We start from the raw sequence: 16,393 nt of genomic DNA, 5'->3' as shown, positions 1-16,393 counted from the left end.
CCAGAGCTCTGCGGCCATCGCCGCTTCTTGACAAGCTGCTGCGGGCTCCAGAAAAGTTAGCCGAAATTCGCATGCGGGTGAGCAATGAGGAGCTTGGCATGACGACCGATGCGTTCATCTACGACGCGTTGCGCACGCCGCGCGGGCGGGGCAAGCCGACCGGATCGCTGTACGGGGTGAAGCCGGTCTCGTTGATCACCGGCCTGATCGAGGAGACCCTGCGGCGGATGCCCGGCCTCGACCCGGCGCTGATCGACGACATCGTGCTCGGGGTGGTCTCCCCGGTCGGCGACCAGGGCGGCGACATCGCCCGGACCGCCGCCGTCGCCGCCGGCCTGCCCGACACGGTGGCGGGCGTGCAGCTCAACCGCTTCTGCGCCTCCGGCCTGGAGGCGGTGAACATCGCCGCGCAGAAGGTGCGCTCCGGCTGGGAGGACCTCGTCCTGGCCGGTGGCGTCGAGTCGATGTCCCGGGTGCCGATGGGCTCCGACGGGGGAGCGTGGGCGCTGGACCCGGAGACCAACGACATCACTGGGTTCGTGCCGCAGGGCATCAGCGCCGACCTCATCGCCACCGTCGCCGGCTTCGACCGGGAGACGGTCGACGCGTACGCGCTCCAGTCGCAGGCGCGGGCCGCGAAGGCGTGGGCGAACGGCTACTTCGCCCGGTCCGTGGTGCCGGTCCGCGACCGCAACGGGCTGACCGTGCTGGACCGGGACGAGCACATCCGGGCCGACTCGACGGCGGAGAGCCTCGGTGCGCTGCGCCCCTCGTTCGCCGAGATCGGCGAGCAGGCGGGCTTCGACGCGGTCGCGTTGCAGAAGTACCACTGGATCGAGCGCATCGAGCACGTCCACACGGCGGGTAACTCCTCCGGCATCGTGGACGGCGCCGCGCTCGTCGCGATCGGCAGCGAGGCGGCAGGCGCCGCCGCCGGTCTCACGCCGCGCGCCCGCGTCGTGGCCACCGCGCTCAGCGGCGCCGACCCCACCATCATGCTCACCGGTCCGGCGCCGGCCGCCCGCAAGGCGCTCGCGAAGGCCGGTCTCGGCGTCGACGACCTCGACCTGGTGGAGATCAACGAGGCGTTCGCCGCCGTGGTCCTGCGGTTCGTCGCCGACCTCGGCCTGAACCCGGACATCGTCAACGCCAACGGCGGGGCGATCGCGATGGGCCACCCGCTCGGCGCGACCGGCGCCATGATCCTCGGCACGCTCGTCGACGAACTGGAACGACGCGGCGGCCGCTACGGCCTGGCCACGCTCTGCGCGGGCGGCGGCATGGGCATCGCGACCGTGATCGAACGAATCTGAGGAGCACGAATGGCGAACACCATCCGGTGGGAGCACGGCGACGACGGCATCGTGCTGCTCACCCTCGACCACCCCGGCCGCTCGGCGAACGTGATGAACGCGGAGTTCGGCGAGAGCCTGGCGGCCACCGTGGACCGGCTCGAAGCCGAGCGTGACCGGATCACCGGCGTCATCGTCACCTCGGCCAAGAAGACGTTCTTCGCCGGCGGCGACCTGGAGACCCTGGTACGGCTCACGCCCGCCGACGCCGAGGCGTCGGCGGCCGAAGCGGCCGCGCTCAAACAGACCGTACGCCGGCTGGAGACGCTCGGGCGGCCCGTCGTCGCCGCGATCAACGGCTCGGCGCTCGGCGGCGGGCTGGAACTGGCCCTGGGCTGCCACCACCGCATCGTGCTCGACGACCCGGCCGTCGAGATCGGCTTTCCGGAGGTCACGCTCGGTCTGCTGCCCGGCTGCGGCGGCGTGGTGCGTACCGTCCGGCTGCTCGGCGTCACCGCCGCGCTGACCGACTGGCTGCTGCGCGGCCAGCGCCGCCGGCCGCAGGACGCGCTCGCGCACGGGCTGGTCGACGAACTCGCCGCCGACCGGGACGCCCTGATGGCCGCCGCCCGGGAGTGGATCGCCGCGAACCCGGACGCGACCCAGCCGTACGACCGCAAGGGCTACCGGATGCCCGGCGGCACCCCGTCCAGCCCTGGGCTCGCGATGCAGTTGCCGGCCATGCCGGCGCTGCTGCGCAAGCAGCTCAAGGGCGCGCCCTACCCGGCGCCCCGCAACATCCTCGCCGCCGCCGTCGAGGGCGCCCAGGTCGACCTGGACACCGCGTTCGTCATCGAGGGGCGGTACTTCACCGAGCTGGCCACCGGCCAGATCGCCAAGAACATGATCAAGGCGCTCTTCTTCGACCTCCAGACCGCCCGGTCCCGCACCGCCGGAGGCGACCACGAGCCGGTGCGCAGCGTCGCCGTCGTCGGCGCGGGCATGATGGGCGCCGCCATCGCGTACGTCTGCGCCCGCGCCGGGATGCGGGTGGTGCTCAAGGACGTCACCGCCGAGGGTGCGGCGCGCGGCAAGGCGTACTCGGCGGGCCTGCTCGACAAGGCGGTAGCCCGGGGCCGGTCCACGCCGGAGAGGCGGGACGAGATCCTGGGGCGCATCCACGCCACCGGCGACCTCGCCGACCTGGCCGGCATCGACCTCGCGATCGAGGCGGTCTTCGAGGATCCGGCGCTCAAACACAAGGTGTACGCGGAGATCGAGCAGGTGGCGCCGGACGCGCTCATCGCCTCCAACACCTCCACGCTGCCCATCACGCTGCTGGCCGAGGGCGTCAGCCGGCCGGAGGAGTTCGTCGGGCTGCACTTCTTCTCCCCGGTGGACAAGATGCCGCTGGTCGAGGTGATCCGCGGAGAGCGGACCGACGAGGCCACGCTGGGCCGCGCGCTGGGTGTCGTCCGTCAGTTGCGTAAGACGCCGATCGTCGTCAACGACAGCCGGGGCTTCTTCACCAGCCGGGTCATCGGCACGTTCACCAACGAGGGCGTGGCGATGCTGGCCGAGGGCATCCCGGCGGCGACCATCGAGCAGGCCAGCAGCCAGGCCGGCTATCCCGCGCCGGTCCTCGCGCTGATGGACGAGCTGACCCTCACCCTGCCCCGGAGGATCCGCCTGGAGACGGCCGCCGCGACGGTGGCCGCCGGAGGCACCTGGCAGCCGCACGCCGCCGACGCGGTGATCGACCGGATGATCGACGAGTGCGGCCGGACCGGACGCTCCGGCGGCGCCGGCTTCTACGACTACCGCGACGGGAAGCGGGCCGGGCTCTGGCCGGGGCTGCGGGAGCAGTTCGGCGGCACGAACCTCGACACGCCCTTCGAGGACCTCAAGGAGCGGATGCTCTTCATCGAAGCGATCGAGTCGGTGCGGTGCCTGGACTCCGGCGTGCTGACCTCGGTGGCCGACGCCAACGTCGGCTCGATCCTGGGCATCGGCTATCCGAGCTGGACCGGTGGCGTCCTGCAGTACGTCAACCAGTACGACGGCGGGCTGCCGGGCTTCGTGGCCCGGACCCGGGTGCTGGCCGAGCGCTACGGCGAGCGGTTCGACCCGCCGCCGCTGCTGGTCGCCATGGCCGAGCGGGGCGAGCGGTTCGAGTAGACGACGAAGTGGCCCGGCCGGTGCGGGACTCGCCCACCGGCCGGGCCGGGATGAACCCGTCCGGCCCGGAGAGACCGTGACGCGGCCGGCGCTTCGTCGCACCGACCGCTGGGGCGTACCCCGGGAGAGCGCGACCGCCGCGCCCCCGGTTGCGGGGCGCGGCGGTCGCCTGGTCGTGCGGTGTCCGGTCAGGAGCCGGAGCGCTTGGCCGTCGCCTTCAGGTAGTCCCGGTTGAGGCGGCCGATGGTGTTCAGCGGGATGCCCTTCGGGCAGGCCGCCGCGCACTCGCCGATGTTGGTGCAGCCGCCGAAGCCGGCCTCGTCGTGCGCGTCCACCATGCCGATCACCCGGGTGTAGCGCTCCGGCTGACCCTGCGGCAGCAGCGAGAGCTGGGTGATCTTCGCGGCGGTGAACAGCATGCCGGAGCCGTTCGGGCAGGCCGCCACGCAGGCGCCGCAGCCGATGCAGGCGGCCGACTCGAACGCGGCGTCCGCGTCGGCCTTCGGTACCGGCACCGAGTGCGCCTCCGGGGCGCTGCCGGTCGGCGCGGTGACGTAGCCGCCGGCGGCGATGATCTGGTCGAACGCGTTGCGGTTGACCACCAGATCCTTGACGACCGGGAACGCCCGGGCCCGCCACGGCTCGATGTCGATCGTGTCGCCGTCGGAGAACTGCCGCATGTGCAGCTGGCAGGCGGTGGTGCCGCGCTGCGGGCCGTGCGCCTCGCCGTTGATCATGAGGCTGCACATGCCGCAGATGCCCTCGCGGCAGTCGTGGTCGAACGCCACCGGCTCCTCGCCGTCGAGGATGAGCCGCTCGTTGAGTACGTCGAGCATCTCCAGGAAGGACATGTCCGGGGACACGTCCTGCACCGGGTAGGTCACCATCCGACCCTTGTCCTCGGGGCCGGTCTGGCGCCAGATGCGCAGGGTCAGGTTCACTTGTAGCTCCGCTGCGTGGGGTGGACGTATTCGAAGGTCAGGTCTTCCTTGTGCAGCACGGGCTCACCGGTGCCGGTGAACTCCCAGGCCGCCACGTAGGCGAACCGGTCGTCGTCGCGCTGCGCCTCGCCGTCGGGCGTCTGGTGCTCGGCCCGGAAGTGGCCGCCGCAGGACTCCTCGCGGTGCAGGGCGTCGATGCACATCAGCTCGGCCAGCTCGAAGAAGTCGGCCACCCGGCCGGCCTTCTCCAGCGACTGGTTGAGGCCCTCGCCGTCACCCGGCACGCGCACCCGCTGCCAGAACTGCTCGCGCAGCGCGCGGATCTCGTCGATCGCCTTGCGCAGCCCGGCCTCGGAGCGCTCCATGCCGCAGTGCTCCCACATGATCTGGCCCAGCTCGCGGTGGAACGAGTCCACCGTGCGGTCGCCGTTGATCGCCAGCAGCCGCTTGATCCGGTCCTCGACCTCGGTCCGCGCCGCGACCGCCTCGGGGTGACTGGCGTCGACCTTGTCCAGCGAGCTGGAGGCCAGGTAGTTGGCGAGCGTGTTCGGCAGCACGAAGTAGCCGTCGGCCAGGCCCTGCATCAGCGCCGAGGCGCCGAGCCGGTTCGCGCCGTGGTCGGAGAAGTTGGCCTCACCGATCACGAACAGGCCGGGGATCGTCGACTGGAGGTCGTAGTCGACCCAGAGGCCGCCCATCGTGTAGTGCACGGCGGGGTAGATCCGCATCGGCACCTCGTACGGGTCCTCGCCGGTGATCCGCTCGTACATCTCGAAGAGGTTGCCGTACTTGGCCTCGATGGCCTTGCGGCCCAGCCGGTTGATCGCGTCGGCGAAGTCCAGGTAGACGCCGAGGCCGGTCGGGCCGACGCCGCGTCCCTCGTCGCACACGTTCTTCGCGGCGCGGGAGGCGATGTCCCGGGGGACCAGGTTGCCGAAGGACGGGTAGATCCGCTCCAGGTAGTAGTCCCGCTCGTCCTCGGGGATGTCCCGCGGGCTGCGCTGGTCGCCCTTGGCCTTCGGCACCCACACCCGGCCGTCGTTACGCAGCGACTCGCTCATCAGGGTCAGCTTCGACTGGTGGTCGCCGGAGACCGGGATGCAGGTCGGGTGGATCTGCGTGTAGCAGGGGTTCGCGAAGTACGCGCCCTTGCGGTGCGCCCGCCAGGAGGCGGTGACGTTGCAGCCCTTGGCGTTCGTGGAGAGGTAGAAGACGTTGCCGTAGCCGCCGGAGGCGAGCACGACCGCGTCGGCCATCTCGGTGCTGATCTCACCGGTGACCATGTCGCGGACCACGATGCCGCGCGCCCGGCCGTCGACGATCACCAGCTCGAGCATCTCGTGGCGGGCGTTCATCTCCACGTTGCCCAGGCCGATCTGCCGCTCCAGCGCCTGGTACGCGCCGAGCAGCAGCTGCTGGCCCGTCTGGCCCCGGGCGTAGAAGGTGCGCTGCACCTGCGCGCCGCCGAAGGAGCGGGTGTCCAGCAGGCCGCCGTACTCGCGGGCGAACGGCACGCCCTGCGCCACGCACTGGTCGATGATGTTCACCGACACCTCGGCCAGCCGGTGCACGTTCGACTCGCGGGAGCGGAAGTCGCCGCCCTTGACCGTGTCGTAGAAGAGGCGGTGCACCGAGTCGCCGTCGTTGCGGTAGTTCTTGGCGGCGTTGATGCCGCCCTGCGCGGCGATCGAGTGGGCCCGGCGCGGGCTGTCCTGGTAGCAGTAGGACCGCACCTGGTAGCCCTGCTCGGCCAGCGTGGCGGCGGCGGAACCGCCGGCCAGGCCGGTGCCGACCACGATCACCGTCATCTTCCGGCGGTTGGCCGGGTTGACCAGCTTCATCTCGAAGCGGTGGCGGTCCCACCGCGTCTCGATCGGGCCGTCCGGGGCCCGGGTGTCGGCGATCGGGTCGCCCTCGGTGTAGAGATCCATGTCAGGACACCAATCCGGTGATCACGGCGAACGGAACCAGCAGGTAGCCGCCGACGAGCGCGACGGCGAAGACGAGCGCGGCGATCCGGGCCCGGCGCTCGCCCTTCGGCGTCTGCTGGCCGAGGCTGCGGAACGCGCTGAAGGCGCCGTGGCGCAGGTGGAAGCCGAGGGTCACCAGCGCGAGGGTGTAGAAGAGCGTGACGTACCAGCGCTCCGGGGCGAAGTCCGCGACGACGTTGCCGTACGGGTTGGCCGGGTCGCCCTGCGGGTTCAGGTGACCCGTGGTCAGGTCGAGGATGTGGTAGATCACGAAGAGCAGGATGATCACACCACCCCAGCGCATCGTGCGGGCCGCGTAGTTCACGTGGATCTTGCGGCGGTGCGCGTACCGGACCGGGCGGGCGGCCCGGGACCGCATCGCGAGCACGGTGGCCGCGCCGATGTGCCCGAGGACGGCGACCGTGAGCACGGTGCGCTGGATCCACAGGAACCACGTCGTCGGCAGCAGCGGCGTGCCGATGTCCCGCAGCCAGTGCGCGTAGTGGTCGAACGAGGTCTCACCCGTGAAGATCTTCAGGTTGCCGAGCATGTGCGCGATCAGGAACAGCACGAGGATGATGCCCGTCACCGCCATGACGGCCTTGAGGCCGACGTTCGAGCGGATGGGCGACCGAGTTTTCGTGATTACCACGCGGTCGACGCTAGGAGCACTTCGATCAGGCGTCCAATGCATCGAAATCGCAGCGTTGATAGCCGTAGGCTATGTAGATGCAGCTCCATCAGCTCCGGTACTTCGTGGCGGTCGCCGAAGTACGACATTTCACCCAAGCAGCCGATCTTGTCGGCATAACCCAGCCCTCGTTGAGTAAGCAAATTCACGCGCTGGAGACCGACCTGGGGGCCCCGCTGTTCGAACGGGTAAGGGGCAACATCACACTGACCGCCGCGGGTGAGGTGCTGCTGCCGCTGGCCAAGCGGATCCTCGCCGACGTGGAGACCGCCACCCGCGAGGTGCAGGAGCTGGTGGGGCTGCGCCGGGGCCGGGTCCGGCTCGGCGCCACACCCAGCCTCGCCACCTCGCTCGCCCCGCCGGTGCTGCGCCGGTTCCGCGACGCGCACCCCACGATCGACCTGCGCGTGGAGGAGGGCGGCTCGCAGGACCTCGTCCGTGACCTGCTCCGCGGCGACCTCGACCTCGCCCTGATCATCATGCCGTCGGCCGGCACCGACCCGGGGCTGCGCGCCGACCCGATCCTGCGGGAGAGCCTGGTGGTCGCCTCGGTCGACCCGCTGCCCGGCGCCTCCGAAGCCGGGGAACTGCGGATCACCGACCTGCGCGACCAGCCGCTCGTCATGTTCCGCGAGGGCTACGACCTGCGTGACGCCACGCTCCAGGCGTGCCGGGCGGCCGGGTTCGAGCCGACCCTGTCCGTCGACGGCGGGGAGATGGACGCCGTGCTCAGCTTCGTCGAGGCCGGGCTCGGCGTCGCGCTGGTGCCCGGCATCGTGGTGGCCCGCCGCGCGGGCATCCGGGTCACCCGGCTCGTCCCGCCCGGCGTCCGCCGGACCATCGCGGTGGCCCGCCGCCGCGACGTGGTGCCCACCCACGCCGGGCGCGAGCTGCGCCGCATCCTCCTGGAGTACGTCCACGACGCCACCGCCACCGGCCGGCTGCCGCCCGGCGTGGAGCCGCTGGCCTAGGTGGCGTCGGCCGTCGGCCAGTTGCACAGCAGGGCGTCGACGGCGTCCAGCACCCGTTCCCAGCTCTCCGGCGGAGCGGGTGCGCTGTGGTCGAAGCCGCCCCCCATCTCCAGGCCGACGAAACCCTGGAAGACGCTGCCGAGCAGGCGGACGGCGTGCGTCTGCTCCGGCTCGGGCAGGTGGTAGCCGCGTAGGATCGCCCGCATCATCTGGGAGTGCCGGATGCCGGCGCTGCCGGCCGCGGTCTGCGGGTCGAGCCGCAACTGGGCCGCGGCCCAGCGGCCCGGATGGCGGTGAGCGTAGTCGCGGTAGACGTTCGCGAATGCGGTCAGCGCCTCCTTGCCGGCCCGCCCGGCGAGCGCGTCGGCGGCCTCGTCGGCGAGTTCACCGAGCGCGAGCAGCGCGATCCCGACCCGCAGGTCGTGGGAGTTGCGGACGTGCGAGTAGAGGCTGGCGACCGTCACGCCGAACCTCCTGGCCAGCGCCGAGACGGTCACCTGGTCGAAGCCGACCTCGTCGGCCAGCTCCGCCCCGGCCTGGATCAGACGTCCTCGATTGAGTCCCGCGCGGGCCATGAGTCTCCTCTCACCACGACTCATTATGCCTTTGCCTAATACCTTTAGGAAAATTACCCTCGGGTGTATGACTCCGTTGACCGAACCCGAGATCCGTGCCGCCTTCGTGAACTGCACAAAGGGCGAGGCGAAGCGGCTGCACGTTCCGCGCGACCTCGGCGCCCGTCCCTGGGCCGACCTCGACTACCTCGGCTGGCGGGATCCCCAGGCGCCCGACCGTGCCTACCTGGTCGCCGCCCCGCAGGGCCGCCCGGTCGCCCTCGCCCTGCGGCGCCCGAGCCCCGGGCCCGGGCGGCGACGCCGCACCATGTGCTCGGTGTGCCTGACGAATCCGGCCGGCGGCGTCAGCCTGATGGTCGCGCGCAAGGCGGGCAAGGCGGGGCAGCAGGGCGACTCGGTGGGCATCTACCTCTGCGACGATCTCGCCTGCTCGCTCTACCTACGGGGCCGCAAGGACGCCGGCCCCGGCGCCCGCCTGCCCGAGTCGCTGACCCTCGAGGAGAAGATCGACCGGACCCTCTCCCACCTCACCGCCTTCATCACCCGCGTCACCACGTGACCCCTCCCCCCGCCCGCGGCGGGTGGGATGGGACGGGCGGGTCAGCGGGACTCGGCGTCGTCCATGGCTCGGTAGATCCGCTGCTCGGAGACCGGGTAGGGGGTTCCCAGGGCCTGGGCGAAGACGTTCACCCGCAACTCCTCGATCATCCAGCGGATCTGGCGGACCGCCGCCTCCTGGCGCCGCGGCGGCGGCAGCGCGGCCAGCATGTCCTGGTACTCCTTCTGCACCACGGCGACCCGATCCTGCTGCTGCTTGTCCCGCTGCGGGTTGCCCGGCAACCGGTCCAGCCGCCGCTCGATCGCGGTCAGGTAGCGCAGCACGTCGGGCAGGCGCGCGTACCCCGTCTCGGTGATGAAACCCCTGTGCACCAGGCCGGTGAGCTGGTTGCGGATGTCGGCCAGCGCGGCCACCACGGCGAGGTTCCGGGTGGCGCCGAGCCGCTGCTCCACCGCGTACGCGGACGCGAGTACCCGGCGTACCCGCTCCATCACCTCGACCACGGTGTCCACCAGATCGGCCCGCACCCGGTCGCGCAGCGCGGCGAAGCCCTCGGCGTCCCAGGCGGGACCGCCCGCGTCGCCGATCAGCTTGTCGATCGCCGCGCCGGCCGCGTCCTCGATCAGCTCCGGCACGCTGCCGTGCGGGTTGCGGGACAGCGCCAGCTTCGCCTCGTTGCTCAGCCGCCCCTGGAGGAACTTCGCCGGTGACGGCATCGTCAGCCGCAGCAGCCGCCGGGTGCCCGCCCAGTGCGCCGTTTCCTGCTCGGCGGCGGAGTCGAACACCTTCACCCCGACCGTCGCGCCCTCGTCCACCAGCGCCGGGTACGCGGTCACCGCGAAGCCGGCGCGGACCTGCTCGATGCTGCGCGGCAGCGCGCCGATCGACCACTCGGTCAGCCCGGTCCGGGCCACGTCGGGCGCGGCGGCGGCCACGACCTGGCGTACCTCCTGGCGCAGCTCGCGTTGCAGCGCCGGCAGGTCCTTGCCCTCGGCGACCGGCTTGTCGTCGTCGCCGAGCACCCGGAACGTGACCCGCAGGTGCGGCGGCAGCCTGCTCAGATCCCACGCGTCGGCCGGAACCGTCACCCCGGTCATCCGGCGCAGTTGCCGGGTCAGCGCGGCCAGCAGCGGTTCCTCGCCCGGCGTGATCGCGGCGAGCGCGGCGCGGGCGTAGTCGGGCACCGGCACGAAGTTGCGCCGTACCGGCTTGGGCAGCGACCGGATCAGCGCGATCACCAGTTCCTCGCGCAGCCCCGGCACCTGCCAGTCGAAGCTCTCCGCCGGCACCTGGTTGAGCAGCGGCAGCGGGATGTCCACAGTCACGCCGTCGGCAGGCGCGGTCGGGTCGAACGTGTACGTCAGCGGCAGCGTCACGCCGTCGGCCCGCCACTCGTCCGGGAAGTCCTCCTCGTCCACCCCGCCCCGGCCGTCGTTGACGAGCAGTTCGCGGGTGAACGTGAGCAGGTCGGGCCGCTCCCGGCGGGTCTTCTTCCACCACGAGTCGAAGTGCCGCCCGGAGACCACGTCGGCGGGGATCCGCTGGTCGTAGAAGGCGAAGATGGTCTCGTCGTCGACCAGGATGTCGCGGCGCCGGGCCCGGTTCTCCAGCTCCTCGATCTCGGTCAGCAGCTTCTGGTTGTCCCGCCAGAACTGGTGGTGGGTCTGCCAGTCACCCTCCACCAGGGCGTGCCTGATGAACAGCTCCCGGCTCAGACCTGCGTCGATCCGCCCGAAGTTCACCTTGCGGGAGGTGACGATCGGGATGCCGTACAGCGTGACCTTCTCGTAGGCCATCACCGCGGCCTGCTTCTTCTCCCAGTGCGGCTCGCTGTAGCTGCGCTTGACCAGGTGCTGGGCCAGCGGCTCGACCCACTCCGGCTCGACCCGCCCGGCCACCCGGCCCCACAGCCGGGACGTCTCCACCAGCTCGGCCGCCATCACCCAGCGCGGCGGCTTCTTGAACAGCGCCGACCCGGGGAAGATCGCGAACTTCGCGCCCCGCGCGCCCAGGTATTCGTGCTTCTGCGCGTCCTTGAGGCCGAGGTGCGACAGCAGGCCGGGCAGCAGCGACTGGTGCACCTTCGGGGTGTCGATCTCCTCGGGCAGGTCGGCGCCGGCGCCGCGCCGGCCCTCACCCTTGTCGGAGGTACGCAGGACCTGGCGCAACTGGCTGACGATGTCCTGCCATTCGCGTACCCGCAGGTAGTTGAGATATTCGGCCTTGCACATCCGGCGGAACGCGCTGGACGACAGCTCCCGCTGCTTGTCCCGCAGGTAGCGCCACAGGTTCAGGTACGCGACGAAGTCCGACTCCTTGTCGGCGAACCGGGCGTGTGCCTGGTCGGCCTGGGCCTGCTTGTCGGCCGGGCGTTCGCGGGGATCCTGAATGGAGAGCGCGGCGGCGATCACCACGACCTCGGTGGCGCAGCCGTTGCGCTCGCCTTCGAGGACCATCCGGGCCAGCCGGGGGTCGACCGGGAGCTGGGCCAGCCGCCGGCCCAGCGCGGTGAGCCGCTTCGCCGGGTCGGTCTCGGCCGGGTCGAGCGCGCCCAGCTCGTGCAGCAGGTTCACGCCGTCGGTGACGTTGCGCCGGTCCGGCGGGTCGATGAACGGGAACGCCGCGACGTCGCCGAGCCCGATCGAGGTCATCTGGAGGATGACCGAGGCCAGGTTGGTCCGCAGGATCTCCGGGTCGGTGAACTCGGGGCGCGAGTCGAAGTCCTGCTCGTCGTAGAGGCGGATGCAGATGCCGTCGGAGGTACGCCCGCAGCGGCCCTTGCGCTGGTTGGCGCTGGCCTGCGAGACCTGCTCGATCGGCAGCCGCTGCACCTTCAGCCGGCTGGAGTAGCGGGAGATCCGGGCCGTACCCGGGTCCACCACATACTTGATGCCGGGCACCGTCAGCGAGGTCTCCGCGACGTTCGTGGCCAGCACCACCCGGCGGTTGGAGTGCGCGGCGAAGACCCGGTGCTGCTCGGCGGTGGACAGCCGGGCGTACAGCGGCAGGATCTCGGTGCCGAGCAGCGACCGCTTCTTCTGGACCAGCTTGCCCAGCGCGTCGGCGGTGTCGCGGATCTCCCGCTCGCCGCTGAGGAACACCAGGATGTCGCCGGGCCCCTCGGCGGCCAGCTCCTCGACCGCGTCGCCGATGGCCTGGATCTGGTCCCGGACGTTCTCCTCGTCGGCCTCGTCCTCCTCGTCGGCCTCGGTGACCTCGACCAGCGGCCGGTAGCGGACCTCCACCGGGTACGTGCGCCCGGACACCTCGACCACGGGCGCCGGGTTGCCGTCGGCGTCGGCGAAGTGCTTCGCGAACCGGTCGGTCTCGATCGTCGCCGACGTGATGACGACCTTGAGGTCGGGCCGGCGGGGCAGGAGCTGCCTGAGATACCCCAGGATGAAGTCGATGTTGAGGCTGCGCTCGTGCGCCTCGTCGATGATCAGCGTGTCGTACTGCCGCAGCATCCGGTCGGTCTGCAACTCGGCCAGCAGGATGCCGTCGGTCATCAGCTTGACCAGGCTGTTGTCGCCCACTTGATCGGTGAAGCGCACCTTGTAGCCGACCACGTCGCCCAGCTCGGTGCCGAGTTCGTCGGCGATCCGGTCGGCGACCGTGCGGGCCGCCAGCCGGCGGGGCTGGGTGTGGCCGATCAGGCCGGTGACGCCGCGCCCCAGCTCCAGGCAGATCTTGGGGAGCTGGGTGGTCTTCCCGGAGCCGGTCTCGCCGGCCACGATCACCACCTGGTGGTCGCGGATCGCGGCGGCGATGTCGTCCTTGCGCTCGCTCACCGGCAACTGCGGCGGATAGGTGATCGCCGGCACGGCCGCGCGGCGCGCCGCCAGGCGCGCCTCGGCCCTTGTCACCTCGGCCGCGATCTCGGCCAGCGCCGCCTCCCGCCGCTGCGGGTCGCGCAGCCGGCGCACGCCGTCGAGCCGCCGCTGGATCCGGCGCTGATCGCGGAACATCAGGGGGGCGAGGCGGCGGTGCAGGTCGCGGGCGGTCTCAGGGGCGGCGGGTACGGCTGGATTCTGCATGTCGTCGCCAAGGATAGGCAGCCGCGCGGCGGACCGCCCCCGGGTTACCGGCGCTGGGCGTGCCCTCCCTGGTGCGGCCGTCCCCGCCGGATAAAGTTGCCGCCGACGAGGCCGACGAGGGGCGGGGATGATCATGCGGGACACCGACCGGGCGCTCGTGCAGGCCGCCACCGCCGTCGCGAAGCTGCGCTGCCGCAGCGACAACCACACTGTCGCCGCCGCCGTCCGCAGCACCGACGGCCGGGTGTTCAGCGGCGTGAACGTCTACCACTTCACCGGCGGCCCCTGCGCCGAGGTGGTGGCCCTCGGCGCCGCCGCGACCCAGGGCGCGGGCGAGCTGGAGGCGATCGTCGCGGTGGGGGACCGCGGCCGGGGCGTCCTCCCGCCGTGCGGGCGCTGCCGTCAGGTGCTGCTCGACTACTTCCCGTCGATCAAGGTGATCGTCGGTCCGCCCGACGGGCTGCGCGCGGTCCCGATCGCCGACCTGCTGCCCGAGACGTACGTCTGGTCGGACCAGCAGGTCGAGGTGCCGGCCGGCCCGCGTGCCCCGCTGTGGCCGACCCCGGTGGTGCCGGGAGTCCGGCAGGCCGCCGAGGACTGACCCGCGCACCGGCCGAGCCGCGACACTCAGTCGCCGGCCGCTGCCTCCAGCATCGAGCGGGGGACCGGCACCTGCTCGAAACGGACCTGGCCCTCCGGCACCATCCAGCTGCTCACCTGCGCGACGAGCCGGCCCGCGCGGACCGCCGGGTCGTTCGCGTACAGCTCACGGGCCATCTGCGGGTCCACCGACAGCACCACGAAACCGCGGACCCGCCCGTCGTCGCCGTCGAGGAACGGGCCCGCCGCGAGCACCGCGCCCTGCTCCACCAGCCCGGCCTGGTGCGCCAGGTGGGCGTCCTGGATCCGGTCGAGGGCGTCCTGCGGCAGGTCCGGCGCGTCGTCCGGGCGGACCAGGAGCACCACCGTGTGCCTGTCGAATCGCATACTCTCAGGCTAGGTGCTGCCGGGCGTGCAGTGCCCGGATCGACCAGTCCAGCACCGGCGCCAGGCTCTCGGCCGGCGGCCAGCCGTTGACCACGGCGAGCAGCTCCAGGTAGCGCTCCCGGCGAGGGTCGTGCGCGGTCCGCAACCGGTCCAGCATCCGCCGGCGCAGGCGGGCGTCGTCCGGCCGGCCGCAGAGCCGCGCGTACCGGGCCGCCGCCCGAGCCAGGATCGGATCGGCGTCCGGCGAGGCCGGCTCGACGCCGCCGGCGAGCGCCGGGGCCACCTCCTCCCGGACCACGGCGACCACGTCCCGGCGTACGCCCTCGGCGCCCACCCGGTCCGCCGCGTGCTGCTCGGCCAGCCGGCGTAGCCCGGCCCGGAATCCCGGGTCCAGGGCCAGCTCGGCCAGCTCCACCCACGCCTCGATCCGGCAGTCGTCCGGATCGTCCGGCAGCTCCGGCGTGAGTGACCGGCGGATGCCCGCGAACCCCGGCTCGGTCAGGCCGCCGAACGCCGAGTCGAGGAACTCGTCGACCAGCCGCCGTCGCTCCCGCGAGGCCAGGCCGGCCAGCCGGTGCAGCAGGTCGGCCTCGGACGGGGTGGCATCGCGCCGGGCGATCACCGTCAGCACCGCGCGACGCGTCCGCAGCAGGCGGATCTGCGCGGTCAGCGCGTCCGCGTGCGCCGAGGCGACCTCGCCCAGGGTGACCTCCCGCGCCACCACCCGGCGCACGGTGGGCAGGTCCACGCCCAGCTCGCGCAACGTCCGTACCAGGTCGAGCCGGGCCACCGCGGCCGCGTCGTAGCGGCGGTGGCCGGCCGGTCCCCGGTCGGTGGGCGGCACGAGGCCGCGGTCGGACCAGAACCGGATCGTCTTCACCGGCAGCCCGGTCCGCCGGGCCAGGTCACCGATCGAGTAGCGCTCCCCACCGTCCATGGCATCCACCATCGTGCCTCCCCCTGGTGGAGACGCAACCCGCTTAGGTACGCCTTACCAGGTCAGCTAAGGTAAGGCGCACCTAATCGGAAGGCGAAGCCCCCCGTGACCACCGTCGCCGTCCGGCCCGCGCGGGCCGGGACTCCCGTCCGCCGCGGCACCGTCCGCCGCGTCGCGGTCACCGTGGCGGCGGCGCTCCTGCTCCTGCTGGCGCTGCTGGCCAGCCTCGCGCTCGGCAGCCGTCAACTCCCCGTCGACCAGGTGTGGCACGCGCTCGTGTCCCCGGACGGCGGCGACGCCACCACAGTGGTCCGGGAACTGCGGCTGCCGCGTACCGCCCTCGGGTTCGTCGTCGGCCTGGCGCTGGCGCTGGCCGGGGTGCTGTTCCAGGCGGTCACCCGCAACCCGCTGGCCGAGCCGCGCATCCTCGGCGTCAGCGCCGGGGCGTCGTTCGGGGTGGTGCTGGCCATCGCCGTGTTCGGGGTGGGCACGCTCGCCGGCTACGTCTGGTTCGGCATCGCCGGGGCGCTGCTCGCCGGGCTGCTCGTGTTCGCCATCGCCAACCGCACCCGCGAGGGCGCCAGCCCGGTCACCCTCGCGCTCGTCGGCGCGGCCCTCGACGCCGGTCTCGGCGCCATCGTGTACGCGCTGCTCAGCATTGACGCCCGCACGTTCGAGGAGTACCGCTTCTGGGTGGTCGGCGGGCTGACCGGCCGGGGCGTCGGCGTGGCCGGGCAGGTGCTGCCGTTCGTGGTGGCCGGGGTGGTGCTGGCCGCGCTCGCCGCCCGAGGCCTGGACGCGCTCGCCCTCGGCGACGACGTGGCCCGGGGACTCGGGCACCGGGTCGCGCTGGTGCGGCTCGCCGCCGGGGCCGGTGGCGTGCTGCTCACCGGCGCGGCCGTGGCCGCCGCCGGGCCGATCGCCTTCGTCGGGCTGGCGGTGCCGCACCTGGCCCGGGCGCTGGTGGGCGCGGACCAGCGGTGGACGCTGCTGGTCGCCGCGCTGCTCGGCCCCGCCCTGCTGCTCACGGCCGACGTGGCCGGCCGTCTCGTCGCCCCGCCCGGCGAGATCCCCGCCGGCATCATCACGGCCCTGCTCGGCGCCCCGCTCCTGGCCTTCCTGGTCCACCGAGCCAAGACGGTGACGACATGACCACCCCCACCCCCGCCGCCGGCTCCCGCGATCTTGCACTTGCCGCCCCGGAAGGAGCATTCCGGGCACCCGAGGAGCCCGACGCGCAAGATCAACGGCGAGG

At 72.3% G+C, this 16,393-nt stretch carries 13 protein-coding genes; 6 read left to right on the top strand and 7 right to left on the bottom strand.

All coding sequences use genetic code 11. The features are described 5' to 3' along the window. Positions 1–98: 98 nt before the first annotated feature. Positions 99–1,313: an acetyl-CoA C-acetyltransferase gene (locus ACPCK6_RS00835; protein WP_396880592.1), complete on the top strand. Its 1,215-nt coding sequence runs from the start codon at positions 99–101 to the stop codon at positions 1,311–1,313. A gap of 9 nt (positions 1,314–1,322) precedes the next feature. Next, on the top strand, positions 1,323–3,470 hold the full coding sequence (locus ACPCK6_RS00830) for a 3-hydroxyacyl-CoA dehydrogenase NAD-binding domain-containing protein (RefSeq protein WP_423480027.1): 2,148 nt from the start codon (positions 1,323–1,325) through the stop codon (positions 3,468–3,470). A 188-nt stretch (positions 3,471–3,658) separates the two neighbouring features. Here the strand turns inward: ACPCK6_RS00830 and ACPCK6_RS00825 are convergent, their stop codons facing one another. The 3 genes from ACPCK6_RS00825 to ACPCK6_RS00815 are packed head-to-tail and all read right to left on the bottom strand — an operon-like array spanning position 3,659 to position 7,075. Then, the gene (locus tag ACPCK6_RS00825) at positions 3,659–4,411 is read right to left on the bottom strand and encodes a succinate dehydrogenase/fumarate reductase iron-sulfur subunit (RefSeq protein WP_013285329.1); all 753 of its coding nucleotides are present in this window, start codon (positions 4,409–4,411) and stop codon (positions 3,659–3,661) included. Beyond that, positions 4,408–6,342, bottom strand: coding sequence for a fumarate reductase/succinate dehydrogenase flavoprotein subunit (locus ACPCK6_RS00820; protein WP_423480026.1), 1,935 nt, complete (start codon positions 6,340–6,342; stop codon positions 4,408–4,410). The genes ACPCK6_RS00825 and ACPCK6_RS00820 overlap by 4 nt, the downstream gene beginning before the upstream one ends. Position 6,343: 1 nt before the next feature. Then, positions 6,344–7,075, bottom strand: a complete 732-nt coding sequence (locus ACPCK6_RS00815; RefSeq protein ID WP_209310256.1) for a succinate dehydrogenase cytochrome b subunit — start codon at positions 7,073–7,075, stop codon at positions 6,344–6,346. A 35-nt stretch (positions 7,076–7,110) separates the two neighbouring features. On the opposite strand from ACPCK6_RS00815, the gene ACPCK6_RS00810 reads away from it, so the two are divergent. Further along, positions 7,111–8,043 carry a LysR family transcriptional regulator gene (locus ACPCK6_RS00810; protein WP_396880589.1) on the top strand — a complete coding sequence of 311 codons (933 nt, stop codon included), beginning with the start codon at positions 7,111–7,113 and terminating at the stop codon, positions 8,041–8,043. Here ACPCK6_RS00810 and ACPCK6_RS00805 read toward each other — a convergent pair. Then, on the bottom strand, positions 8,040–8,618 hold the full coding sequence (locus tag ACPCK6_RS00805; protein ID WP_396880588.1) for a TetR/AcrR family transcriptional regulator: 579 nt from the start codon (positions 8,616–8,618) through the stop codon (positions 8,040–8,042). The two genes, ACPCK6_RS00810 and ACPCK6_RS00805, sit on opposite strands and share 4 nt — an antisense overlap. 67 nt (positions 8,619–8,685) lie before the next feature. Between ACPCK6_RS00805 and ACPCK6_RS00800 the strand changes: the two genes are divergently transcribed. After that, a complete protein-coding gene (locus tag ACPCK6_RS00800) occupies positions 8,686–9,177 on the top strand; it encodes an FBP domain-containing protein (RefSeq protein ID WP_423480025.1) in 492 nt (163 codons plus the stop codon). A 41-nt stretch (positions 9,178–9,218) separates the two neighbouring features. On the opposite strand, the gene hrpA is transcribed toward ACPCK6_RS00800, so the two are convergent. Further along, positions 9,219–13,214, bottom strand: coding sequence for an ATP-dependent RNA helicase HrpA (gene hrpA, locus ACPCK6_RS00795; protein WP_423480024.1), 3,996 nt, complete (start codon positions 13,212–13,214; stop codon positions 9,219–9,221). Positions 13,215–13,341: 127 nt separating this feature from the next. Between hrpA and ACPCK6_RS00790 the strand changes: the two genes are divergently transcribed. Further along, positions 13,342–13,815, top strand: a complete 474-nt coding sequence (locus ACPCK6_RS00790) for a cytidine deaminase family protein (protein ID WP_194800957.1) — start codon at positions 13,342–13,344, stop codon at positions 13,813–13,815. Positions 13,816–13,841: 26 nt separating this feature from the next. Here ACPCK6_RS00790 and ACPCK6_RS00785 read toward each other — a convergent pair whose 3' ends face one another. Together ACPCK6_RS00785 and ACPCK6_RS00780 are read right to left on the bottom strand one after the other, a co-directional pair. Then, complete coding sequence (locus tag ACPCK6_RS00785) at positions 13,842–14,201, bottom strand: YciI family protein (protein WP_013285335.1); 360 nt, start codon at positions 14,199–14,201, stop codon at positions 13,842–13,844. A 4-nt stretch (positions 14,202–14,205) separates the two neighbouring features. Next, positions 14,206–15,150, bottom strand: a complete 945-nt coding sequence (locus ACPCK6_RS00780; RefSeq protein ID WP_423480023.1) for a MerR family transcriptional regulator — start codon at positions 15,148–15,150, stop codon at positions 14,206–14,208. A 93-nt stretch (positions 15,151–15,243) separates the two neighbouring features. Here ACPCK6_RS00780 and ACPCK6_RS00775 point away from each other — a divergent pair, with 93 nt between their 5' ends. Further along, positions 15,244–16,290, top strand: a complete 1,047-nt coding sequence (locus tag ACPCK6_RS00775) for a FecCD family ABC transporter permease (RefSeq protein ID WP_423480022.1) — start codon at positions 15,244–15,246, stop codon at positions 16,288–16,290. The last annotated feature ends 103 nt before the right edge of the window (positions 16,291–16,393 follow it).

Origin of the sequence: Micromonospora sp. AB353 (assembly GCF_049538395.1) — a bacterium.
Lineage (GTDB): Bacteria > Actinomycetota > Actinomycetes > Mycobacteriales > Micromonosporaceae > Micromonospora > Micromonospora aurantiaca.
This window is presented reverse-complemented; position numbering and strand designations above follow the sequence as displayed.